The sequence below is a fragment of the Endozoicomonas sp. ALB091 genome (assembly GCF_049310265.1).
In the GTDB taxonomy this organism is placed as follows: domain Bacteria; phylum Pseudomonadota; class Gammaproteobacteria; order Pseudomonadales; family Endozoicomonadaceae; genus Endozoicomonas.
Genome location: NZ_JBLYNQ010000010.1, coordinates 110,281 through 133,313, shown reverse-complemented (window position 1 = coordinate 133,313; position 23,033 = coordinate 110,281). Strand labels below are relative to the sequence as shown.

The window sequence follows — 23,033 nt, the reverse complement described above, 5'->3', positions numbered from 1 at the left end:
TTTCCTCACCGAGCGAGGGAGCCTGGGGAAGCAACGTCCAAATCGGAATTTATCATAATATGGACAACTATGACGGGGCCGGCTGGACTGACTGGATGCTGCTCAAAGAATTAGACAGAGCCTCTATTCCGGATCAGCCGGGTGTGTGTATGATTGCAGCCCATCGAAGAATTCACCGAGCCCATGGTACTGACAAACAGGGTATTCTTGATATCGGTGAATCGGATAACTTGAAAAAGAGGCTTGCAGCGTTCAGAGCTTGCTCCCTGGGGCATCGGAACCGTGGCCATACGCAGCAGGCTGGAGATGCTACAATTTCAACTTTGACAGCATATTCCCCTATGAAAAATTATGGATATGCTGGAAAACATGTCGGCGAAAAAAGGAAGCTTATGCCCTTGAGGGTGAACTTTTACAGGCCTATTTTTCGAAGCATTATGAACTCCCTCCGCTGAACTATAAGTTTAACTGGGCCTCTCATGCTGCACATGACTGACAGGGCAACAGTGACAAGTGCCGCCCCTTCAAAAAGGCACCTTCTCATCATCACCATCCCACTCCCAGATTGCCAGATCACTCTCTGATGGCTCAATATCCAGGCCATCATCATCCGTCTGTATATACTCCCACAGTTCATTATGATGCAGCCAGATGGGGTCAGCGCTGAGAAGCATGGCTTCTCGTTCCGCAAATGCTTCAAGGGTATCCTCTCTTTTAATCCGCACCTGCTTGCCGTTGATAAAAATCCACTGGTATTTTTTCCGGCGTTCCGCCCTGGCGGCTTTACGGATTCTTTTCTGTTCAGCAGTCAGCTTTTTCCAGAATAAGTCTGTGGATAAGTTGTTGGCAGGTTGTGTTTATATTGTCAGTAGTTCGTTATAACCCTTTGCAGTAGCTGCCTGTAGAATTATTATCCCCTGTTTAAGTTATCCGGAATTTATGTGGAAAAGATTGTGGATAAACCGTTAGGGGATAAAGGCAGCCTTTCAGACAGGCGGGGTAAGAATAATTGGTTAAATATTGATCAATAAAAATCCTCATATTCCGGATACTGCTCCGGCGCTTCACCTTTACGTTCGATCACCTGGATATCAGTCGTACTCTCTTTTTGCATTCAGTCCATTCCTACAGAGTTCTGTCTACCCAGATAAAATTATTCTGATCCAGCTTCTGCTCACCACCCCAACGGTAAGCCACCAGTTTGCCGCCAGGCCTTGCGACACTGTAATCAATGCAGGCCACGTTCTCGCTCAAAGCCCCGGGATTACCGTCCATCCAGTAATGCCCAACAAACAGCGGCACAGTATCTGTGTAGCGATAACGTTGTTCAGGAAGTGGTAAATGCGGTAGGGCAGCATCACACGTGCCAATGGTGGCGTTTGACCAGTGCGTCGCCTGCTCATCCCACCAACGTATGCGGGCAGCAGTACGCAGGTTCCCCCTTTTATCGTTGAAACTGAAACCTTCTGGCAATTCCAGCTCAATACCTTTCAATAAGTGCTCAATTGCATGGTAGAGCGGATGGTTTTTATCAGAAGCAGGAGCAAAGGCATCGGGTAGTAGGCAGTTATTGTCGTCCAGCCAGGGAGCCACTATCGGAAAACTGGGGTAATGCCATACCGCATGGATAATTCTCAGCTCCCCAAGATCCAGAAACAGTGGCAGGCTTTTGAACCAGTCAATGGTCTCCCGGTGTTTATGAGAACCAAAGGGAAGCTCGGCAATAAACTCAGCATGATCCCGGACATTTTTTTCATTATGGGGGCGCAGGTAATCTCCGGTGTTATCGGGTATTGAGTAGCAGATAGCATTGAACTCATGATTGCCCATCACGGCAAGCGCGCTTTCCTGTTCTACCATCGAACGACAAATATCGACTGTTTTCCGATGCTGACCCTTGCCATCGATAAAATCCCCGACAAATATGGCTTTGCGTTCAGGGTGTTTATAAACCGTTCCCTGTCGTTGATAGCCAAGCTTCAGCAGTAGAGCTTCAAGTTCATCAGCCCGGCCGTGGATATCTCCAATAATGTCGTACATTTTTATTCTTCTCGTTGGTTAATAAAGATGGCGGATCGCATCAGTCTGACGATAGAAAACCGATCAACTGATCATGATCCAGGCTGTGCTGCCAGCCTGGTAGATGTTGTTCAATAAACTGATCCACAAGCTCCCTGGCCAGCATGCTTTGCTGAAAATCCTGATCACGAATACGCTTCAGTGATTGTTGATACTGCTTCTGATCCAACAGGCCTGCTCTGAATTGCTGTTTTAGCTCTGGTTTTTTTGTGGACAACTCAGCCTGAACAGCCTTGTGCTCCGCAAGCTTTGAGAAAATCCCCTCGCAGCCATGTAACACAGCTTGCAGTGACTGACGCTTACCATCCAAAAGCAAAAGATCATTATAGAGTTCCGACAGCAGTTCTGAAGCTACCTGATCTCCAATTTCCAGAAAGTTACGACTGGCCCTGGCAAAGGTCGGCACATACCGGTGAGCACTGTATCCGGAGAACGGAGCAGTGATTTCAACAGATAAGCCTGCGCGGGAGAGGTCGGTGATGGTTCCGGAGACTGACTGACCATTGATGGTCATAGAGATAAGTTTTTCCATGTGTATTCCTCTTTAGCGAGATTTATTAAGCGCCTGCAAGTGGGAGTAAATTGGCGCTGTTATTTTCAGGCTAATACAGTCTGGTTAATCGGTCAAAGATCAGCCCCGATTGATATACATGGCTATTCTCAGTTCCACTAACTCCTGCATCATCTGATGCAAGGTCGCTTTATGCTGGGGAAGAACCTTTTCCTTGCAGACAAAACGACCACTGTCTATCACAAAGGGGTCGTTGTCTTTATTTGAGTAGAATTTAATGGGATTGCCCAACCAGTATTTATGCCAGGCTTTGCTGTCAGCAGTGAGGGTTTGCTTATTTTCAGGCAGGTCTTTGGTAAACAGGTCTGGCCGTCGTTTCAGGTGGTGCCAGCTTTTTTCGGCCAGCTGCTCAGTGGTTGGCGGGTTGTCAAAACCATCAAGGTCAAGGAATGCACTGAGCAGGATCATTTTAAAGGACTTGGCCATGGCGGTTTTCTCAATGGCGCTTCGAAGATAATCGCCGTGGCGTTGCAACACCTCGGCTTCCTGCTTCGTCAGGTCTTGCTGGTTAGCAACCAGCTGAAACCAGCTATTGTGCTGCTGGCCAACCCGGCTGAAGGGCATCTGAATTTCATTCAGGTAATGGTAGAACTCAGTAGCGGTTGGGCGATAGTCAAGCAGGGTCTTTAATGTCTGGTATTCGTCTTCAATGCTGTCTTTCTGCTGCCGGGCAAGCCGGTTTAATAAATCGATGACGGTGGGCTCATAATTAACAAAACAACCATCCGGCAGCTCTGCACTCCCAGTGGTAATCTGCTTTGCCAGTTGTTTAAATGAGTGGCCGTTGTGCAAAGCTACAGGCTTGATCAAAAAGGACTTGTGGTTACCGATGAAGTCAATGACCACCAGATGGGTTTTCTGGTGGTGAAGCCTCAGCCCCCGGCCCAACTGCTGTAAAAACAGTATCTTTGACTCCGTTGGACGCAGCATAAGTACGGTGTCAATCGCTGGGAGGTCTGTGCCTTCATTAAACAGGTCTACGGAAAACAGTACATCCAGTTCACCATGTTCCAGTTGCGAGAGCGCTTCATGCCTTCGAAGCTCTGAGCCATTATAAACGGCTTCTGCCCGATATCCTGCGGTTTTAAATTCTGATGCCATAAACTCGGCATGTCTTTGGGAAATACAGAAGGCCAGTGTCCGTTGCTGTCGCTTTTCCTGCCAGTGGTTAAGGATATGCCTTGCCCTTTTTTTCGAGGCAAAGGCATGGGTGAGCTGGTCTATGGAAAATTTGCCGCTGCGCCAAGGGATCTCGTCGTAATCAACATGCTTGTCTTCGATGCCATAATAGTGAAATGGTGCGAGCAGGCCGCTATTGATGCCGATAATAAGGTTGCGTTCAAATACCAGGTTGTTGTCGCAAAGGTTGAGTATATCCGCCTGGTCGGTTCGTTCTGGTGTTGCAGTCAGTCCTAACAGAAAGCCCGGGGAAAAGTGACTGAGGATATTTCTGTAGGTGGCAGCGTGCGCATGGTGAAACTCATCCACCACAATGTAGTCAAAGTGGTCGCTGGCAAATTGCTTAAGATGGCTATGCCGGCCAAGGGTCTGGACGGAAGCAAAGAGCAGGTCGGCATTCGCCGTCCGTTCCTTGCCATTATAAAAGCCAACATGGGCTTTGGGCAGGATACGGGTGAAGGCTTTTTGTGCCTGCAGCAGTATCTCTTCCCGATGTGCCACAAACAGAATCCTTTTGGCCTTGAACTGACGGGTATCAAAGGCGGCCAGCCAGGTCTTGCCCAGACCTGTGGCCAGAACCACCAGGCCACGCTGATAGCCGGCCAGTCGACTGTTATGAAGGGCTTGCAGGGCTTCGATCTGAATATTGCTGGGTGTTGGGGCTTCGGTGAACGCCTCAGGATCAACGGCTATCAGCTGCTGTTTCTTGCGTCTGCTAATGTAACTGTCAATCCATGGATGGCTAAGCGGACTAACCTGCGGGTGGTGGAAAATATCGTGGAATTGCTGGCAGATATTGGAAAACTGTTGTACATAAATATCGTCGTTTGTTCCACGGCAGCTAAGCTTCAGGTTCCACTCATGGCCGGTTACCAAGGCGGCTTTGCTGATATTGCTGGAGCCGACAAAAGCGGATCCCTCAAGCCATTGCCCGTTATCCATATGAACGAAGATATAGGACTTCATATGGAAGCTTTGCTGACCTTCGCACTGGTAGATTCGTATATCGGCGTTGCGCTCCCGGAGTAACATCAGTTCCCGCAGGGCTTGAGGATCAGTTTCATCCAGATAGTCTGAGGTAAGCACTTTCAGGGTTGCTCCCCGTTCAACGGCATCAGACAGTGCACCGAAAAGCAGCTGCAAACCACTCACCCGGATAAACGCAACTGTGATGGCTATTTCCCTGGCGCGGTTTATGGCGTCAATCAGCTTGGGGAGCAGAGGATCATTAATGCCACCTGTGGTTAGAAAGACTGAGCCGTTATCGTCAGGCGTTTTTGCATGAGGGGGTGTATGGGGATATAGCGGCGTTGCTTCCATGTTTACCTAAATCCTGGTTAGCAGGGCATTAAGCCATTGTTCATTGGCTCTGCCTGGGCGAAGGTCGGATGTTTGCCAGTGATGGCTGATCTTCAGTGGCGTATTGCTGAGAATATCTATAAGGCCATCGTAGTTTAAATCAGTGAAACTCCGGCCATTACGGGTTAGCTGGTGATTTTCGCCCAGCTTAAACGAACAATAGAAGATGCCACCCATTTTCAGGAACGAGGCCAGATGGGTGAAGGTATCGGAGAGTTCTGTATAAGGAACATGCAGGAGCGAGGCGCAGGCCCAGATACCATCAAATTGCTGCTTTGACTGGAAGTCTTTAAATAATGAATGCTCAACAGCCAAGCCAGTGAGACTCCTGGCCATATTGGCCATGGCTTCACTGCCGTCGAATGCTGTTACCTGGTAGCCCAGATCCAGAAAGGCTTTGGCATCTCTGCCTGAACCGCAGCCAGCATCCAGTATATGACCATGTTCTTGTATATGTGGCAGAAAGTGCTGGTACAGGGACTGGGTATCGACATCAACCGTTGTGTTAAAAAAAGACTCGGCATTCAGGTCATAGAAGGGGATGCTGTCTGACATTAGTGAGGGTTACTGGTAATACTTGAGATGGCTGTATGATGCCATGGGTTCTGACCCGCGTCATTTATTATCCAGATACTTTGCCCGGAGATTGTTCAACACCTGGTTTCACCGCACTCGATCAGCTGCCGGTAGGTGAAGTGTTTGCTGCAAGGTTGGTTCAGCTGGGGCATGGTGAAACCCGTTGTTTGTTTTGATCAGAATAAGGAATTGGTCTGGTGAAATTCAATCCCGAATGAAATAAGCTGCGCATGGAATCATCCTTGTTAATAAACTCTGAGAGATTCGATGTATATCTTCCCTGAAACTGAAAAAAAGCTGAAAGCCAGAATTTCCAGCTATCGATCGGCGCTCAACAAAGAGAAAAAAGAATATCACTTCATCAGTGATGGCAGTGGTAAACGATATGTTCTGTTCAGTCTGTACCTGGTCCTGAACGATTTGCAAAAGTCAGAGAGTTACTTTAACTGGTACCAGGAAGAATTTCCTGATGATGCGGGTGAACCGATCCAGAAATTGTGCTGGTCTCTGGGCCTGCTGAGAATGAACAAACCGGTGGAAGCACGCTACAGGCTGGCGGATCTGATGCTGGCAAATCTTTATCTGATCCCTTACGTGCTGGGCCAGCCCCTCGAGCAGGAATATGATATCTGGCATGCATCCAACTTCCACAATCTGGATTATATTTATGCCTTGCCAGAAGAGGTCAATAACGCGATTACGGATAACGAGCGGGAGTGGATGGGTGAGGCGTATGGCTCACTTGAGTTTCGCCGTATCAGAAAACGATACATCGAAATTTACCATGAGTTGTTAACTACTAAAGAGCTTGCTGAGCGAACAATATTACTCAACGAGTCTCGTGGTTTATTACAATCTGTTTGATATCTTACATTCTATATTCCTGTCTGGGTTAGTAAAAGCAGCAAAATAGGCTATGAAATGAGTATTGATCAGTTGGCATACTTGAATGATTTGATTGAGAGCGGTGGCGAAATAACCATAGGCTCAATCGGTCCTGTTGAGGGAGCGACGGCAGTGGATGAAAGCAGTTGCCTGGCTATGCTTGCCCGGAAATCCGGAGAAACCCTGTCAGAGTTATTGATCAGGCTTGATGACGCTATCCAAAAAGCTATTGAGGAAGATGAATTTATCGATGAAATAAACTGAGAGGTACAAATGGGGCATTACTGTAGGATTTGTGCCTGTAGCAAGCCAAATGAACAGTTTTCTGGCAAAGGGCATAAGAATCATATCTGCAAAGAGTGCTCTAAGAAACCCAAAGAGGAAAGATGTGCAATTGATCAGGAAAATGAAATATCTGGTTTTATGCGTCAGTCAACTATTTCCAGGAAGAATATAGCGCGTTTGCATAAACTGAAACTGTCGGCTAACCAGCGTGTTGCCGAGCTGGCTGCCATTACTTTAGCGGTTGCACTGGTTAAACCACACAAAAAGCGCAGGCTGAAGGTGTTGGCCAAAGAGCATAGAGAGCTGTTTATTAAAGTCAGTGAGTCTGGTCTTATTTATGCCCACCATTACTGATCATCCAGCAAGCTACCGGGTTTGGAAACACCAATTTATTTTGCTTCCCTGATGCTGGTTCAGCCGGGATATCGCAGAGGAAATATAAATTGACATCAGTGACTCGCAAGCAGCGCCGCCAACAGGAGCGGGAGCGGAAAAAGTTGTTTAAAAAGCTTAACAGGATATCCAGCAACGCTATCGATAAGATAAGGAATAATTGCGTTGCCGATACCTCGGAAAACCTGGGGCTTTCCCGTATGTCCGATCATATTTCAGACTTTTCCGAGCCCCTTTATGATTCCAGCTGGGATCAGGACGGCATTGAGGATATTTATGAGCTGGTCTGTTGTTGCTGGAATATAGGCACATGTTCGAAAGAGTTCGAGGATTTTTTATGGGGTATTTTGATTGAGAGGAAACTGGACGAGTGCGTTAATGACCCCGATGGCATACTCGCCAGCAAGCTCTCTGGCATTATTGACCAAAGGCGCTTGAGGTTTGCTGAAGATCGTCGTTTTATCATGGATTTTCGCCTGGAGTTTACTGAAGACAATTGCATGAATCTGCAAATAGTCAGCATGCCGATAGCTCAAAACGAATTTCTGGCAATGCAGGCAGCCAGGGTGATGGCTATGGAAGATGAAACTTTGGGCGCATAAAATTCCCGGGGTTTCGGACTTCAAGCTTTAACCGTGACGATTTTCGCCCGGCTTGTCGTGTAGCCCTGGCTGAGCGACTTCTGATAGGCACCCCTTTTTCTCGAATCCCACTGGTCATGGTCTCTGTATCGTCGTGCTTTTACAGGTTATGAATATGATCCACCATCCCGGGATCTCAGTTCATATGCCCAGCGATGCAATGATTGACCCTGGAATCCGTAGCCTTCGTGATCAGTTAAGCAGGCCAGGATAAATTGGGGAAGATAACGACGGCAGCTCACCGTGATAAGGTGAAAGTCAGTTCTATTACCCAAGCGGCAAAGCGGGGCTAATAACAACCGCGGTCAGAGCCGGGAGCGATTCCTATGATATCTCTGATGATTCATGAGCCTGATAGTGGGACAGGTCGACGTTGGATGGTCGGATATATCAAAAATAAAAAAAGGCCCCGGTGATCTGGCCGACTGGCCTCCGTAAGAGGCCATTACCTGCAAAAAAGTGATCCCGAAACACAATAACTATCTGGGGATAATATGGAGTGTTATCAGCAGCAGTTTGGTGGTGACTATGCGCTGAGTATCCGTATACCCGGGTACTTTCAGGATATCTCTTATCGCCATGATACCGGCCCTGCCTTTACCTGGACCCGGGGCAGCCGGATTCTGAAAATCTGTGTGTTGCCGGAAAGTCTCCAGGACCGGGAGATCACCGGCACCTACCGTTACACCCTGATGGAAATGAAAGCGAACGGCGAGGATGACGACTGCCCGGCGTTTGTGGCGATCCATTTTGAAACGGACTCGCCGGTGGCGTTTGAGCAGGTGATTTTTGACCGGGGGCGGTTGCAGGGCTTACTGAACCGTAACTGATCCGCCGGTTGTACCCTGCAGGGGGATGGCTTGCTACCCGTGGGCTGGCGGCCTTTCCTGAAACGGAAGCACCGCAAAAACCTTACTGCCGGTAATGCCTCTTACCGGAAGTAATATGTTGATTGGTATGAGCTTTTTTAAAGTTTGAAGTTTTCATTTATCAAGGATATCCGGTTACTTTGAATTAAATTTTCCGCTCATTAACTTATGCCGTGGAATCCTTACTTTCCCAACGAGGCTTATGGAGCCTGAATCTGGTATCATGCTCCTCAAATGGTTTTGAGGAGTCTCCAAACTCCTCAATGAGGCTTGTGGAGCCTGAATGTGCTATCAAGCTCCTCAAGTGGTTTTGAGGAGTCTCCAAACTCCTCAACGAAGCTTGTGGAGCCTGAATGTGCTATCACGCTCCTCAAGTGGTTTTGAGGAGTCTCCAAACTCCTCAACGAGTTTTGTGGAGCCTGAATCAGAGGTTCCACTCCTCAAAAGGCGTGCGAATTCAGAGCTATCCGCTATGTGCGTTGGAATACACCCTGACCTTCAGTAATTTCTAACAGCTCTGCAAAACAAAGTACCGCAGGACGCCTCCCCGAAGCCGGTTTGATCTCCAATAAAATCCCGGCATCGCGCAGTTGACGGAGTAAAGCCGGTGTGGTTTTGGGATGAATGCCGTACTTTTCTTCAAACTGTTGAATAATATCCGTGGTGCGAAAGATGGGGCGACTAAACAGCGCATCCAGTAAATGAACCGAATACTGGGAGCGGGTAATGTGTTGAATTTGATGCTTCATATGCTCATACAGCCCCATGATGTTTCTCACCCGCGCACTGTTTTCCCTGGCCTGAAGGGTGATTGCTCGCAAAAAGAAAGCAATCCACCCATTCCAGTCGCCTTCTGAAGAGATCGCCTGGAGACGCTGGTAATATTCGTCACGGTGGGCTTCCAGGTATTCGCTCAGGTAGAACATAGGCTCGGAGAGAATTTTTTTCTGGTACAGAAATAGCGGGATCAGGATGCGTCCAATCCGGCCATTACCATCCTTGAATGGATGTAACAGTTCGAATTGCCCGTGTACCACGGCGACCTGAAGCAGAAAGTCGCAGTCATCATAATCAATATAACGTTCCCAGGACTCAAGGTGCTCCATTAATTGCAGTGGTGAGGGGGGCACAAATGTCGCCTGTTCCATGGAGCAACCCGCCCGGCCAATCCAGTTCTGATCGTTGCGAAATTCACCGGGAGATTTATTCTGTCCCCGAACGCTGTTGAGCAGTATGCTGTGCAACTCACGGATCAGGCTTAAACGGATGGGATAAGCTTTCAGGTGTTCACTGGCCTGAAACAGGGCAGAGCGGTAGTTTGAAATTTCCTGGATATCCTTGAATTTCTCGCCCTCTTTCTCCAGTCCTGCCTCCTGCTCCAGTACCTCATCAACGGTGGCCTGAGTACCCTCAATCTTGGAAGAGAGTACCGCCTCTTGAGTGGTCAGTGGCGAGAGCATCACCGCAGGGTTTGGTATCCCTTGTAGCAAACCATCGTACCGGGCAAGCTCAGCGTTTGCCTCGCCGACCAGGCTAAACAAGGCGCGAAAGTCAATATTCTCCAGGGGCAGCGTATCTGGCTGATCAGGGGGCATCCTGTTGGTATCCTGAGCCAATATTATGGGTTTGATTGTAGCGCGGCATGGGTGTGTATGATACGGGGTGACGTACGGATACCCGGATAGCATATCTGGCCATATTGATGGATTAAGCGTTCTATAAATTTCAGAACGATTACAGGATTGCCCGCAGGCAAAAATTTGCCTGCCCCTTCTTGTTGGTTACGAGCTGTGCACTGGATGGATTTTAAAATGCGATTTGTAATGCAAGAAACATGAAGCAAACGCTTCGCAGGTATGGGCGATGATCAGAGAAAATATCTTTCAGTGTTGAAAACTGTCGTTTAGATGACCACTTTCGCTGGGTAACCAGAAGGTATTTTTCATTAAAAATTGTCCTAAAAAAAATGGCCAAAATATCGAAAAATAATACACACTTGCGCACTTTTTCCTAAAACGATTTGAGCTAATTCATTGAAATATAAGGATGACACACTAGCTTCAGGTGCTAGTGACTGTATGGTCGTGGAAGTTCGAGTCTTCTCCTGGGCACCAATTCTCAAAGATATGTCGTGTAATTATCGGCAAATCAGGTAAGGCGGGGTGCGCCAACGGACTCGCCGCATTTCTCCATGAACGCATCTTGATGTATTTGGACGGCGGCTTATATCCCAGCTGTTTTAGCCGCCCATGCAGCTTGGCCGGTTTCTTCCACTGTTTCAGCTGTATACATCGCAGTCTGCGCCTGACCCAACTCATGACTCCCTTCAGTGCACTGCGACAATTGGCTATCTTGAAGTAGTTGGCAAACCCTCTCAGCACCGGGTTCAGTTCTTTGATGATCGTCACACGGGCTCATCTGCCACCTCACACCACTGCTATCCTTGAGTTTCCTCTTGCGATAACAGCCCCCGATGACTCAGGGATTGATGCCAGGCTTCCCCAGTTACTAAACGGATCCCTGCCAGAAATTCCACCCTCAATCACTTGTCGGGACTGACTGAGTATTGGGCGTCGCGCTATTTCGCACGCTTGCCGCTCCCGACCTGCCGAATCAGGTTCGCTTACGCTGTGTACCTCTGACTTCCTATGCTTCCTTCGGACCCAGCCGTTGGCCAGCAACGCCCTTGCCATTCGGATTACCTTCCCCTCAGTCGGGGTGGTTCAGGCTTCTTTCAGCCTGACGGGTTTGCCCGCTTCGCTGGGCAAACAAAAAACCGGACAATTGCCCGGTGATACCTTCTCTCATATCTCTTCCTTTTTGTTATCTTGTACCCTGTACTTTCTGGGTTTTCCGAATATAGATTTTCTTCGCTTCCAGTGTTTTGTGGCCAGATACTAATCCTTCGTGGTGAGACACGCTTTTTGCTTTCAGGTCGTGGAAGTGCCACTTCTCGTTAATCAGTCCTTCATCTACTGTGCAGTTAATCAGTTTCTGCTACTGGCGGGGTTTCGCACCGTGCGATATCGTACTCTGATTTGTCGGGCAAAATTCCTCAAAGGGCAAGAAATTCGGGTTGTCTGGAGCTGTTTTGAGAATGATAAGGGGCTGACTGAAAAAAGAATTTTCATCTCAACCAATACAGAACACGAAGGGCTTGATGTACTTCGGGGTTATGCAAAGCGGTGGCCAGTAGAGCCAATGTTTCACCAACTCAAACATACTTTTGGTTGTTGCCATTTATGGCAGCAGAAATTACGAACACTGCTTCGGTGGATGCATTTGAAAATGGCAGGCTATGCATTATTGCAGTTGTTAACCGTTTGTAAAAATCAGGCATGTCTGAATATTTCCCGGATACCCTGGAGAAGCCCGGATACAACCACTGCGGGCATGATGAGAATTGCTCTTTCAGGAATTATTCCGAGGTTCTCTATTCGCAAGGGCTGGAACAGATATGAGCAAAAATATGAGTTCAATTTCAATGAACTGTCCGGCCAGTTGAAGACAGATAAAGCAGAGGCTGCATAAATACAGCCATTTAGAGAAAAACCGGCAATAAAAGCGAACCTGAAAAAATTGTTTGTTGATGTCGGCTTGTTATTTTATCGAAACCTGGCCAGTCTTTCGTGTCATGCAAAGTCTAAAGTCGAGTTGTGAAAGAGAGGAACTTTTATAAGAAGGCGTGGTCTTAAGCTGTAATTCAACAGTTCAATAATTCAATGGATCAAACCAATCAATTTTCTTCATTTGATGCTTATTTTTATTATCTTTGTTCCAGCGCATTAGGTTTAGTAGATCAAGAACAGCAATTTGGGGCTACCGAACAGCAGCCTGTTTATCAAGGCATACCAGTTCAAGTGCTGAACCCTATTCCTATTTACAATAGCGGACCAGATACATATCAAAATGAAGCTGATCATTCTTATTCATTGAATAAATATAGTATTACATCCCTAACAAACCTCGATTCAGAAAACGCTTCTGGAACAGGTATTCAAGAAATACCACAATCCATTCTTGATGAATATGTTCCTTACCAGCCTGATTATGAGCCCGTTAATAATCCATTATTACTAACACCAAGTACTCCCTTTCAGCAGCTAATATCGTGGGACGAGCTTGAAATCAGAAAGCAAACAGCAGCGAATCATACAAGCTCAGGTTTACAGTTAACTAATCTTCCTGCCGGAATTCATAGTTCACAAGATTTACGGCCAGTTGCTGTCGTTAATCCGTCATGCATGTACCAAGCTACAAGTGATAACCAAACAACCCAGGCAGGAGTTAATGTTGATAGCAGTTCTTCACTTGCCGAGCGACAAAGGGAGCGCAATAGGGAGCTCCGAAGGGAGCGCTACCAGACAGATCCCGCTTACGCCGAGCGAGAAAGGGGGCGCAAAAGGGAGCGCCAAAGGGAGCGCTACCAGACAGATCCCGCTTACGCCAAGCGCCAAAGGGAGCGCCAAAGGGAGCGCTACCAGACAGATCCCGCTTACGCCGAGCGTCAAAGGGAGCGCAAAAGGCAGCGCTACCAGACAGATCCCGCTTACGCCGAGCGTCAAAGGGAGCTTCGCAAAGATCCCACTTACGCCGAGGGACAAAAGATCTATACAAAGACCTACAAAAGAATCAAAATACAAACCTCCAACAAGGAAGAAGCTAAAGAGCAAGCTGTGATCGCAAGAGAGCGGTATCTTCAGTCAGTCAATTCAGCTAAAAACTCAGGTTATTTACCACTGAGTTCTAATTGTCAGTCATGATGTGACTTGGGCGGGACCCAATGATTATTACTTACAAATCGCCAGCATAAACCTGCCCAAAGATGAACGCTATTCAGGCAGTCTGCCAGGGACAGGCGTATCCGCAGAATGGCGAGACAAGACGACAGAGTTCCGGGTCCCAACCTTGACAGAAGAAGAAGCCAAACTGAAGCAGCTGATCGACCAGGGTTTTGCAGTACTGCGTGACAATAAAACAACAACCGGCTTTGATAAGCCTGAAGCTGATGCCTGCGAAATCTGGCTGGATGCCTGGGAAATAATCAAAGAACTCTATCAGGACAAGACATCTCTGGACATCATTGGCTCCAGGATGGAATTTACCCTGTACTCTTGGGGCTCCGAGATGGATATGGGCCCCGGCCTGCAAAATTGCTTTTACGTCATAAAAAGCTGTTAACCTGTTGAACTGTATAAAGAAAATGTCGCCCCTCTTGTTCGGGTACATGAACCGCCAAATTATTCTATCAGTGTTGCTGGATTGGCCTTGTTGGAAACCAAAGTATCAGAAACAAAAACGATCCGACTCCCCTTCTCCATGCCCTGATATTCATTCTGATAATACTTGTCATGTACCAGCTGACGAAAATGCCATGACCTGTAGTGACTGTTCGGGGATGCTCTATTTTCCCTAACACCAGCCATACTGCCTAAAGTCATATGCTTGCTACAACGATGACCCAGAGATGCAAATTGGTGATTACTGAACTGTCCTGGCAGTCCATCCTGTAAAATATCTTGGCGATCATTACTGCGTGCATACATAACATACACTGACATGGACACCATCAGTTTCAGCAACTCATAATGAGACTGCAATTCCGCATTATCACAACGCTCTGTGTGAAGATATCCTCTTGAAGCAAACCCAGGGAGAATGTCGGCAAGATCCTGATATCGGTTTGCAGACAGAATACGTGGCAAATCTTCTAATTTCACGGATATGCGAGAATATGTTGTTGCCGGATCATGAGCAAACTGAAAATTAAACGTCAGCATTCCCTTGCGGCCAGGAGGCGTTTGTGCTGACTTGGTGCCTTTGCTGCATACCTTGATGAATGGATCAATTTTCTCATTCATCTCATCAGTATTCCGGCACATCGTCACCAGAACTCCAGTTATAGATAGTCCGGCAAACTTATATTCCTTCGGGATCGCCAAAATAAACTGATCATAGGGCAACCGGAAACCTTCAACCGCTGATAAGGAAAACTTTGCCTGTAACAGCATGTTCAGAACGTCAGCATCCTTGGGAAATATCATACGACGCTGACCAATACGCCAGTAATACTCTTCGCAACAAATTCCGAAATCTAATGTGTTAATGAAATCTGGTTCGATGTAGTTTGTATAGTGATGGATATGATCCTCGAAAGACCACGATTTCAGGCGGTTAAGCTTGGCTGTCTTCTTGATGATTTTGTCGCTGGCACGGAGATCAAGGTTAAAACGGTATTGATAATATCCAGGCATTTCGCCGCCTATAATGTTCAGAACTATTGTACCGAATGATAAGTGATTTCAGTGACATTCTGAAAGGGATGCTCACAGTACCGAAATTGAAAAATCCAGAGGCCGCACCTGCTTGGTTAGCTCAAGACGATAATCTCCCAGCCTGTTGGCACTCTCTATATAAGGGGACAGGTGCTTCAAATCATCTTCGGTAATTTTGTGCCCTTCTTCTTTCAGCTCCTTCAATACTCTCATCATCACTTCGACGTTATAAAAAATGAGCATGTTTGAATCTGGCTCCAGCCTCTGGCCGGTGTAAATTTAACCGCTTGATGTTCTTGATCCTGGGCATCAGCTTTATTCCCAGTAAATAAGCCAGTCCGAAAACAGCAAGGCTTTGCCCATGTGTATCAGAGTGGACCGTATCGGGCTGAATGTCGGAATCATTCTGCAGAAGGCCGTCCAGAATATAAATTGCCTCATAAACACCACAGGGTATAAAGCGGGAAAAGAGGCAAATGTATTTGTCGCTGAGGTGGTAGTAGGCAATGCCGCCATAGCCACCATACCGAATGTGATACTCGGACAGAAGGTTGTTTTCATACACATCCCATTTTGTACCATCGGCAGACGCTCTTTTGCCGGTTCCCCAGTAGGCAGGTAGCGAAAACTGGTTATAGCCATTGATGACATCCCTGATACATTTGATGAGAGTGTCTTCGGAGCAGTGCTTGAGATTCAGTCGTGCAATTTGTTTGCGGCTGATATTCTGAACTGAGCGGGACAGCTGGACTGGCCCAAGGTTACAGCCGTAACAAAGCAGGTTGAGGACGAAGCGTTCTTCTATATTGTCAATTCTGGATTTATTGCCCGACAGAGGCCGTATATGCTTGCTGAGATTCAACCACTTTTCAGTTTCAGACAGCACATCCAGAATATTTTTAGGCGGCATACGCTCTTTGATCAGGGATGCGAGAGCCTCTTGCTCAGGTGTTGGTTTCTCTGCCTTGATCGGAGTAATGCATAGCTTTTTATTGATAATCTGCACTTCAGTGTTTTCTGGAAACTGCTCATCAGCCTTTTTGCAAACAGCGTGAAGTCTGGCTTTGAGCTGACTGCAAAAGTCACCACCATCGGAGGGATAGCCCATCATTTGGCAGAAATCTTCGAACTGCTCTTGATACTCTTCTTCTGAGATAAACTGCGTTCTGAAATCACTGAAATTCTCACTGTCTTCAACAAATAAATCGCCGGATCTGAGTGCTTCCGCAACCAGCGTAAAGAGGCATAGCTCAAGGTAAAGACGATGCACCTTGGTAACGGGTACACCTTTCTTTTGGGTTTCAGTGACTGAAGTCCACCATTTTCTTGCCGGTACCCATTTTAGAGATACAGAGCTGTTGGATACATCAATATGGCTTTTACGTGATGTTTGGTGTTTTTTGATAAACAGTATGACTTTGATCAGCGCATAGTCACTAAGAGGCGTTCTCACCTTCAGCAAGTTCAGGGCATCAAACAGATTTGCCCTGTGATTTTTAAACATAGGGAGTAAAAACGGGAGGTAGTTGTTGCTTGAGTAAGTCAGTAGCTGATCGCAGGAGTCGATCACTTCCTGCGGATTGTGTTTCAGGGCTGTGCCTATATTCCGAAGTTTATGCTGATCGTCTCTGCTACTCCCCTGGTAAGCAACGGTAACATCCTTCAGCTGCCCGATAAGCTGCTCCTGCTGTTTCGTTTTATTTTTCAGCCATTCCTTCAGCTTCTTGTCTGCCCGAGTGTGCATACGCCGCATCAGTTTGATCAGTAAATCAGCCGCATCATCAAGGGTGCGGGAAAGTCGGTAACGGAGTAGGATCGTCAACAGCAGCTCTTGCTTACCCTTTCTCAATCGTGCCATTTCCGAACGATCCAGAGCGCGGGCTTCCAACTGCAAGTCCCGGTATTTGTCAGGTGTGATATCCGGCAAGTTGGGTAGACCTGCCTGCTGCTTGCGAAGCCAGCTCAACACACCCAGCGTATTGGTTGTGTTTTTTGTCGTCAGCTTTCCAGGTTCTTTTTTAAGCTTTTCCCATGATTCTTCATCCAGTAATGATGAGAGAACCAGTTTGGACTTTTCATCAAGAGAATCGAGGTAATTGCTGTAGAGTTCTTTATTGACCCTTCGGCGCTGGTCACTTGCGACCCGAGCAAGTGCATCAAAGGTAGGAAGCTCATAAGAGTCCTTAATCAGATTTTCGAGAACTTCATTGATGATATCCGCCAGGTGGTGTTTGCTTTTTGCTGACTCATAGGCCCGCTGTATGATGATATTCCTGCCAGCGGGTTTTACTTTGAAGCGATCTCTCAGCAGGCTCAGATAAATACTTCTTACGGAAGAGTCCCTGTGTTTTCTGACTTCTTCACCAGAACTCCGACTCTTTGTTATCTTGCCGTAATATTGAATGTATCCATCAGGTAGGTCATCAAAACCTGTGTGATAGCCCAAATGCTGAAACATCTTCAGCATGGTCAAAAGTACTTGGCGATGCAGAGGCTTTATTACCTGACCATTGATCCAGTCTATTTCATCGGGGATCGATTCCCTGAACCTAAACTCATCGGTCAATATCGGCAGTTTGGCAAACTGGGACCTACGTATAAAATTCTTGAACCTATCAGGCCGGTTGACCAGGATGACTGGATTGTCCTGATTCAGATCCCTGAGTCGGGAGAAGAAACTGAATACAGATACTCAAATATCAAAAACGATCCGGTTGCTCACTGATGCTCGCTATTGCTTTTGACTTAATTGTTGCAGACAGAAAAGAATCAACCGAAAGGTTGTGCCACAGGCTTATATTGAGATTGGTTCTACCCTTTCCAGTCTTGGATTCAGGAGAGTTCAGGGTAGTCTTTATGTGACAGACGATGAGGACATGGCTAACCTCTTCCGTGCGATCACAGCCCTGAAATCTCTTTCCTGGTTTTCCGCATCTGTTAGAGATATCAGAGCTTTCAGGGTTGAACAGTGGTCAGATTTTGCTGATATGATCAAGGGAGGCTGATATGAAAATCGGCTATGCAAGAGTATCTACAAAAGATCAGGATTTATCACTGCAGCGTGAAGCACTATTAGCAGCTGGTTGTAACAAAATATACGAAGATAAAGTCAGCGGAACACAAAGTAACCGTGAAGGATTGAAGCTCGCATTTGAAGTGTTACGGGATGGTGATACCTTGATTGTCTGGAAGCTGGATCGCCTTGGGAGAAGTGCCACAAATCTAATCACTTTGATCAATGAGCTTGAACAGCAGGATTGTCACTTTGTGAGTCTTACCGACAATATTGATACTTCAACAACTGCAGGTCGATTCTTCTTTCACGTCATGGCAAGCCTTGCCCAGATGGAACGGGAACTGATTGTGGAGCGAACTCGAGCAGGTTTAGAAATTGCCAAGCAACGTGGTAGAGTTGGCGGGAGAAAACGGCAGATGACAGACTCTAAAATAGATGCAGCAAAAAAACTTCTGTCGAACGGCCTTCCTGCAAAGGAGGTTGCCGAAAATCTCGGTGTTTCTATTCCAACACTTTATCGGTGGTTGCCAGCCAGCCAAAGGGACTAATGTCCCCCATCTACCTCCTGCAAAACAATGTGGGATAACAGCTTTGGATTTCGTAAAAATAATCATAAACCAAAACCAAATTTTGTAAAAAACGTCACTTGACTATTAAATACTTTTCATATTAAAAATGACAACGCAGATATGCAGGATAAAGCATTACCTTTCATCTGCTCGGCCATGGACACCGGCTGATTTATCAAATAATGAACAGGAATTCTTGATGTCTGCAGTAGGAACTTCGGACTCTGCGATCACCTGCCTGGTGATGATGGCTCGTTTTCACGGGCTGGCAGCTCAACCAGAACAGGTCAAGCATTTAATAGGCGACACTGAAGGTGTGGTTGATCCTGTTGATCTTCTCCGTATCTCCAAACATCTTAAGCTGAAAGTCAGAAGAACTCAGGTTGCCCCGGAGAAACTGCAAGAGTTGCCATTACCTGCTATCGCACTTGATAAGGATGGTAGCTATTTCATTGTTGCCCGTTGTAATGATGACAAGATTCTGATTCAGAAGCCTACGAGTTGCCAGCCTGAGGCATTGGAGCTGGATGACTTTCAAACTATTTTTTCTGGTGAATTATTTCTTTTTACCAAACGTTCCCTGCTGCCGGACAGTCTTTCAAAATTTGATTTCAGCTGGTTTATTCCCGCCATACTCAAGCATAAAAAAATGCTCTATGAAGTACTGCTGGCGTCGTTTTTTATCCAGCTCTTTGCACTGATTACCCCACTTTTCTTTCAGGTCATCATAGATAAAGTTCTGGTTAATCAGGCTTTAACGACACTTGACGTACTCGCCTTCGGGTTGCTGGTTCTGTCGATTTTTGATGTTGTGCTGAATGGCTTGCGGAATTATGTATTCAGCCATACTACCAACAGGGTCGATGTGGTTCTTGGTTCCAGGCTCTTCAGTCACCTATTGCGTCTACCCGTTGCTTTTTTTCAGGCTCGCCGTGTCGGTGATACCGTTGCCCGTGTTCGTGAGCTGGATACCATTCGTGAATTTATTACCGGCTCAGCCCTGACGCTTTGTATTGATTTATTGTTCACGGTCATTTTCTTTGTCGTCATGTATTTCTACAGCCCGACGCTGACGTGGATCGTGTTAGGTTCGATTCCCTTCTATATTATTCTCTCGTTAATAGTAACGCCTATTCTTCGGGCTCGCTTAAATGAGAAGTTCAAACGCGGTGCTGAAAACCAGTCCTTTCTGGTGGAATCCGTCACTGGTATAGAAACCATTAAAAGCACAGCGGTTGAACCCCAGATGCAGAGACATTGGGAAGATCAGCTGGCGGCTTATGTTTCCGCTTCTTTCAGATCCATGAATCTGGGCAATATTGCCAGCCAGACGGCAGGGCTCATCAATAAAGTGGTGACGGTACTGATTCTTTGGGTGGGAGCCACGCTGGTTATTAATGGTGACCTTTCCGTCGGTATGTTGATCGCCTTTAATATGATTGCCGGTCGCGTAAGCGCACCTATTTTGAAGCTGGTTCAGCTGTGGCAGGACTTTCAGCAGGCGGGGATTTCGGTTCAGCGTTTGGGGGATGTTCTGAATACACCCACAGAGCCGGGACACGATCCAAACCGAACAACGCTGCCTGCATTAAAGGGTTTCGTTGAATTTGAACACGTCACCTTTCGATATCAGCCGGATCGTCCAGCAGTACTCCATGGTGTATCGCTTGAAGTAAAGCCAGGAGAGGTGATTGGCATTGTTGGTCGATCCGGCTCAGGAAAAAGTACGCTGACAAAACTGGTGCAACGTTTGTATGTACCAGAGTCTGGTCGTGTATTGGTCGATGGTGTTGATTTGGCTCTGGTTGAACCTGCCTGGTTACGAAGGCAGGTAGGCGTTGTGCTTCAGGAAAACTTTCTCTTCAACCGATCAGTTCGAGACAATATTGCTCTGGCTGAACCGGGAGCCTCAATAGAACGTGTGATGGCTGCAGCAAAACTATCAGGCGCTCATGACTTTATTCTGGAGTTGCCTGAAGGTTATGACACACAGGTAGGTGAACAAGGCAGTTCTCTGTCTGGTGGTCAAAAGCAACGTATTGCTATTGCCAGAGCACTCCTGACCAATCCGAGAATTCTGATATTTGATGAAGCCACCAGTGCGCTGGATTATGAGTCAGAACATATCATCCAGCAGAATATGAAGCGAATCAGTCAGGGGCGTACGGTGTTTATCATCGCTCACCGACTTTCTACTGTGCGTGATGCTGATCGCATTATCACAATGGACAAAGGGAGAATTGTTGAGGAGGGGCCTCACGATCAGCTGGTCAAACAAGGTGGTCATTATGCCCGCCTGAATGCTCATCAGCATGGGCTGAGGGAGGCTGTGTAATGGTTAAATCGTTCTTTGATCATGCTACCAAAGCCCTGTTATCCAAAACGGAAAACACTGAGGCATTACACAGTACCCGTCGTCAGTTTTTGCCCGCTGCACTGGAAGTGGAAGAAACTCCAGCCAATCCGGCCAGCAGAGTCATCGTAAAGGTCATTGTTCTGCTATTCACTATTGCTGCCGTCTGGGCGTGTTTTGGCAAGATCGATATTGTCGCCACGGCTCAGGGAAAAATAGTCCCTGGTGAACGGGTAAAAACCATTCAACCTATGGTGATCGGTGAAGTTCAGAATATTCATGTTCGGGAAGGTGATGATGTCGAGGTGGGAGACCCTCTGATTTCACTGGTAGACATTGTGACTGAAGCCGAACTGGTCAGGTTAAGTAAACAGACCTCTGCTTTTTCATTACAACTGGCCAGGCAGGAAGCCTTTATTGATTATCTTGATATCGATAATTATTCGAAGCCAGCCCAACTGAAGCTGGATAGTTATCTCAAGCAGGAAGAAAGCGACATCAATATTGAGTTTGAAGAACAGCTCTTACAGCAACAAATAGAAGACTATGTATCATCATCTGAAACACTGAAAAGCCAGCTCAAGAGCAAAAAGGCAGAACAGCGAACAATAGAAGCCATTGTCACCAAACTGCAACGAGTCCTGCCTATTATTGAAGAGCGCACTCAGGCGCTGGAAGGCCTGTATAAAAAGAACTACGGATCAAAAGTGCAATACCTTGAACTGGAACAGCAACGTATAGAGCTGGAAGAAGATATCAAGGCACAAAAAGCGGCAGTACAGCAATTGATTGCCGAGCAGGAAGAAGTTCAGAACCAGCTGCTCAGTCTTCACGCTCAAAAACGGCGGGAAAGCCTGGGCCAGCAGGAAGAGCTTCGACTGCAACTCACCAGCCTTGAGCAGGAAAGCATTAAGGCACAAGAACTCCATGAACAGCAGCTCATCACATCCCCCATAGACGGCACCGTACAACAGTTACAGATTCATACCATCGGCGGTGTCGTTCAACCGGCACAAGCTTTGATGCAAATCGTCCCCAAAGAAGCAAGGATGGAAGTGGAAGCCTGGGTACTGAATAAGGACATTGGTTTTGTTCAGGAAGGCCTGAAAGCAGAAGTGAAAATCGATACCTTTAACTTTACCAAGTATGGCCTGATTGGTGGGGAGTTAATGAATGTGTCCAACGATGCTGTGCCCGATGAAAAACTGGGTTTGAGATATATGGCCAATGTCCAGATTGAAAAAGACTGGATGCAGGTGGAAAACCGGAAAGTGAATTTATCGCCGGGTATGAGTGTGGCTGTGGAAATTAAAACTGGGCAGCGTCGTTTGATTGAGTATTTTTTGAGTCCGCTTTTGAGGTTTAAGCAGGAGAGCGTACGTGAGAGGTAAGCCAGTATGTACTGAATGCTAAATTTTTAGCCGATGATAATTGGTTTTGTAAAACATTATTAATTTTTTATAGTGATCTTTTATAATGAAAACGAAACAAAACAAGAAATTAACCTTAAAGGAATCATGTTTTTTTAGTTTGACTCCTATTTTAATATTTTCTTTAATTTTAACTTTTTCTCCTCTCACATGGGCCGAAGCCAATCTGAAAAATAACTGCTATATCACGATTGACGGTGAGGTTGACCCAGTCCTAGTTCTGTTGGTTCTTTCTTATAAAGAAAAAGGGGTTGATGATAAATTGATAATCAAAAGGATATCCAATGCTATAAATGATGGTTGTGATTTAAACGTCACAGATAAAGATGGCTTATCACCATTAAATACTTCCATTCTCTTTCAGCATCTGGATTTAGTTGAGTTTTTTATTGAAAAAGGAGCTACCCCATACAACAAAATCATTAGTCCAAAAGATGTAATTAACGGACTTGATTCTGTAGCCTTTTCCAAAGCTCTTTTGGATAAAGACTGGTCTGATAAACGACAGAAAATTTACGATTACTTAAAAAAATAGCAGAATTAGCTGTTTTTC

25 protein-coding genes are annotated in these 23,033 nt (G+C 46.5%); 15 read left to right on the top strand and 10 right to left on the bottom strand.

Annotated features, from left to right (window positions below; genetic code table 11):
• The first annotated feature begins 59 nt into the window (after window positions 1-59).
• The gene (locus tag ACO6UX_RS23195; RefSeq protein WP_422450674.1) at window positions 60-455 is read left to right on the top strand and encodes a hypothetical protein; all 396 of its coding nucleotides are present in this window, start codon (window positions 60-62) and stop codon (window positions 453-455) included.
• A 69-nt stretch (window positions 456-524) separates the two neighbouring features.
• Here ACO6UX_RS23195 and ACO6UX_RS23190 read toward each other — a convergent pair whose 3' ends face one another.
• The 5 genes from ACO6UX_RS23190 to ACO6UX_RS23170 form a co-directional block, all read right to left on the bottom strand.
• The gene (locus ACO6UX_RS23190; protein WP_422450673.1) at window positions 525-674 is read right to left on the bottom strand and encodes a hypothetical protein; all 150 of its coding nucleotides are present in this window, start codon (window positions 672-674) and stop codon (window positions 525-527) included.
• A gap of 451 nt (window positions 675-1,125) precedes the next feature.
• Window positions 1,126-2,040: a metallophosphoesterase gene (locus ACO6UX_RS23185; RefSeq protein WP_422450672.1), complete on the bottom strand. Its 915-nt coding sequence runs from the start codon at window positions 2,038-2,040 to the stop codon at window positions 1,126-1,128.
• A gap of 40 nt (window positions 2,041-2,080) precedes the next feature.
• Window positions 2,081-2,611, bottom strand: coding sequence for a hypothetical protein (locus tag ACO6UX_RS23180; protein ID WP_422450671.1), 531 nt, complete (start codon window positions 2,609-2,611; stop codon window positions 2,081-2,083).
• A 99-nt stretch (window positions 2,612-2,710) separates the two neighbouring features.
• On the bottom strand, window positions 2,711-5,149 hold the full coding sequence (locus ACO6UX_RS23175; protein ID WP_422450670.1) for a DEAD/DEAH box helicase family protein: 2,439 nt from the start codon (window positions 5,147-5,149) through the stop codon (window positions 2,711-2,713).
• 6 nt (window positions 5,150-5,155) lie between these two features.
• Window positions 5,156-5,743, bottom strand: coding sequence for a class I SAM-dependent methyltransferase (locus ACO6UX_RS23170; protein ID WP_422450669.1), 588 nt, complete (start codon window positions 5,741-5,743; stop codon window positions 5,156-5,158).
• Window positions 5,744-5,778: 35 nt separating this feature from the next.
• Here ACO6UX_RS23170 and ACO6UX_RS23165 point away from each other — a divergent pair, with 35 nt between their 5' ends.
• From ACO6UX_RS23165 to ACO6UX_RS23140, 6 genes are all read left to right on the top strand, one after another.
• Window positions 5,779-5,940, top strand: a complete 162-nt coding sequence (locus tag ACO6UX_RS23165; protein WP_422450668.1) for a hypothetical protein — start codon at window positions 5,779-5,781, stop codon at window positions 5,938-5,940.
• Window positions 5,941-6,031: 91 nt separating this feature from the next.
• Window positions 6,032-6,628: a hypothetical protein gene (locus ACO6UX_RS23160; protein ID WP_422450667.1), complete on the top strand. Its 597-nt coding sequence runs from the start codon at window positions 6,032-6,034 to the stop codon at window positions 6,626-6,628.
• Window positions 6,629-6,685: 57 nt separating this feature from the next.
• A complete protein-coding gene (locus tag ACO6UX_RS23155) occupies window positions 6,686-6,913 on the top strand; it encodes a hypothetical protein (protein ID WP_422450666.1) in 228 nt (75 codons plus the stop codon).
• A gap of 159 nt (window positions 6,914-7,072) precedes the next feature.
• The gene (locus ACO6UX_RS23150) at window positions 7,073-7,288 is read left to right on the top strand and encodes a hypothetical protein (protein WP_163370559.1); all 216 of its coding nucleotides are present in this window, start codon (window positions 7,073-7,075) and stop codon (window positions 7,286-7,288) included.
• An 89-nt stretch (window positions 7,289-7,377) separates the two neighbouring features.
• Window positions 7,378-7,929 (top strand): hypothetical protein, encoded by a 552-nt coding sequence (locus tag ACO6UX_RS23145; RefSeq protein ID WP_422450665.1) that lies wholly within the window; start codon window positions 7,378-7,380, stop codon window positions 7,927-7,929.
• 533 nt (window positions 7,930-8,462) lie between these two features.
• Window positions 8,463-8,798, top strand: coding sequence for a hypothetical protein (locus tag ACO6UX_RS23140; protein WP_422450664.1), 336 nt, complete (start codon window positions 8,463-8,465; stop codon window positions 8,796-8,798).
• Window positions 8,799-9,307: 509 nt separating this feature from the next.
• On the opposite strand, the gene ACO6UX_RS23135 is transcribed toward ACO6UX_RS23140, so the two are convergent.
• Both ACO6UX_RS23135 and ACO6UX_RS23130 read right to left on the bottom strand, forming a co-directional pair.
• Window positions 9,308-10,432 (bottom strand): Fic family protein, encoded by a 1,125-nt coding sequence (locus ACO6UX_RS23135; RefSeq protein WP_422450663.1) that lies wholly within the window; start codon window positions 10,430-10,432, stop codon window positions 9,308-9,310.
• A gap of 465 nt (window positions 10,433-10,897) precedes the next feature.
• Window positions 10,898-11,245 carry a group II intron maturase-specific domain-containing protein gene (locus tag ACO6UX_RS23130; RefSeq protein WP_422450662.1) on the bottom strand — a complete coding sequence of 116 codons (348 nt, stop codon included), beginning with the start codon at window positions 11,243-11,245 and terminating at the stop codon, window positions 10,898-10,900.
• Window positions 11,246-11,855: 610 nt separating this feature from the next.
• On the opposite strand from ACO6UX_RS23130, the gene ACO6UX_RS23125 reads away from it, so the two are divergent.
• From ACO6UX_RS23125 to ACO6UX_RS23115, 3 genes are all read left to right on the top strand, one after another.
• Complete coding sequence (locus tag ACO6UX_RS23125) at window positions 11,856-12,368, top strand: hypothetical protein (RefSeq protein WP_422450661.1); 513 nt, start codon at window positions 11,856-11,858, stop codon at window positions 12,366-12,368.
• A gap of 191 nt (window positions 12,369-12,559) precedes the next feature.
• A complete protein-coding gene (locus ACO6UX_RS23120; protein ID WP_422450660.1) occupies window positions 12,560-13,600 on the top strand; it encodes a hypothetical protein in 1,041 nt (346 codons plus the stop codon).
• A 1-nt stretch (window position 13,601) separates the two neighbouring features.
• Entirely contained in the window at window positions 13,602-14,018 is a 417-nt protein-coding gene (locus tag ACO6UX_RS23115) for a hypothetical protein (RefSeq protein WP_422450659.1), read from the top strand.
• Between the two features lie 59 nt (window positions 14,019-14,077).
• On the opposite strand, the gene ACO6UX_RS23110 is transcribed toward ACO6UX_RS23115, so the two are convergent.
• The 3 genes from ACO6UX_RS23110 to ACO6UX_RS23100 all read right to left on the bottom strand — a co-directional run bounded on the left by ACO6UX_RS23110 (window position 14,078) and on the right by ACO6UX_RS23100 (window position 17,678).
• The gene (locus ACO6UX_RS23110; RefSeq protein WP_422450658.1) at window positions 14,078-15,091 is read right to left on the bottom strand and encodes a hypothetical protein; all 1,014 of its coding nucleotides are present in this window, start codon (window positions 15,089-15,091) and stop codon (window positions 14,078-14,080) included.
• A gap of 72 nt (window positions 15,092-15,163) precedes the next feature.
• Window positions 15,164-15,355, bottom strand: a complete 192-nt coding sequence (locus ACO6UX_RS23105) for a Tn3 family transposase (protein ID WP_422450657.1) — start codon at window positions 15,353-15,355, stop codon at window positions 15,164-15,166.
• Window positions 15,339-17,678, bottom strand: a complete 2,340-nt coding sequence (locus ACO6UX_RS23100) for a Tn3 family transposase (RefSeq protein ID WP_422450656.1) — start codon at window positions 17,676-17,678, stop codon at window positions 15,339-15,341. Before ACO6UX_RS23100 ends, ACO6UX_RS23105 begins: the two co-directional genes overlap by 17 nt.
• Between ACO6UX_RS23100 and ACO6UX_RS23095 the strand changes: the two genes are divergently transcribed.
• The 5 genes from ACO6UX_RS23095 (at window position 17,559) to ACO6UX_RS23075 (ending at window position 23,015) form a co-directional block, all read left to right on the top strand.
• Window positions 17,559-17,837: a DUF5397 family protein gene (locus tag ACO6UX_RS23095; protein ID WP_422450655.1), complete on the top strand. Its 279-nt coding sequence runs from the start codon at window positions 17,559-17,561 to the stop codon at window positions 17,835-17,837. The genes ACO6UX_RS23100 and ACO6UX_RS23095 overlap by 120 nt on opposite strands.
• Window positions 17,838-18,118: 281 nt before the next feature.
• Window positions 18,119-18,676, top strand: a complete 558-nt coding sequence (locus tag ACO6UX_RS23090) for a recombinase family protein (protein WP_422450654.1) — start codon at window positions 18,119-18,121, stop codon at window positions 18,674-18,676.
• A 220-nt stretch (window positions 18,677-18,896) separates the two neighbouring features.
• On the top strand, window positions 18,897-21,032 hold the full coding sequence (locus ACO6UX_RS23085) for a type I secretion system permease/ATPase (protein WP_422450653.1): 2,136 nt from the start codon (window positions 18,897-18,899) through the stop codon (window positions 21,030-21,032).
• The gene (locus ACO6UX_RS23080; RefSeq protein ID WP_422450652.1) at window positions 21,032-22,441 is read left to right on the top strand and encodes an HlyD family type I secretion periplasmic adaptor subunit; all 1,410 of its coding nucleotides are present in this window, start codon (window positions 21,032-21,034) and stop codon (window positions 22,439-22,441) included. The genes ACO6UX_RS23085 and ACO6UX_RS23080 overlap by 1 nt, the downstream gene beginning before the upstream one ends.
• Window positions 22,442-22,526: 85 nt before the next feature.
• Window positions 22,527-23,015 carry a hypothetical protein gene (locus ACO6UX_RS23075; protein ID WP_422450651.1) on the top strand — a complete coding sequence of 163 codons (489 nt, stop codon included), beginning with the start codon at window positions 22,527-22,529 and terminating at the stop codon, window positions 23,013-23,015.
• Window positions 23,016-23,033: the final 18 nt, after the last annotated feature.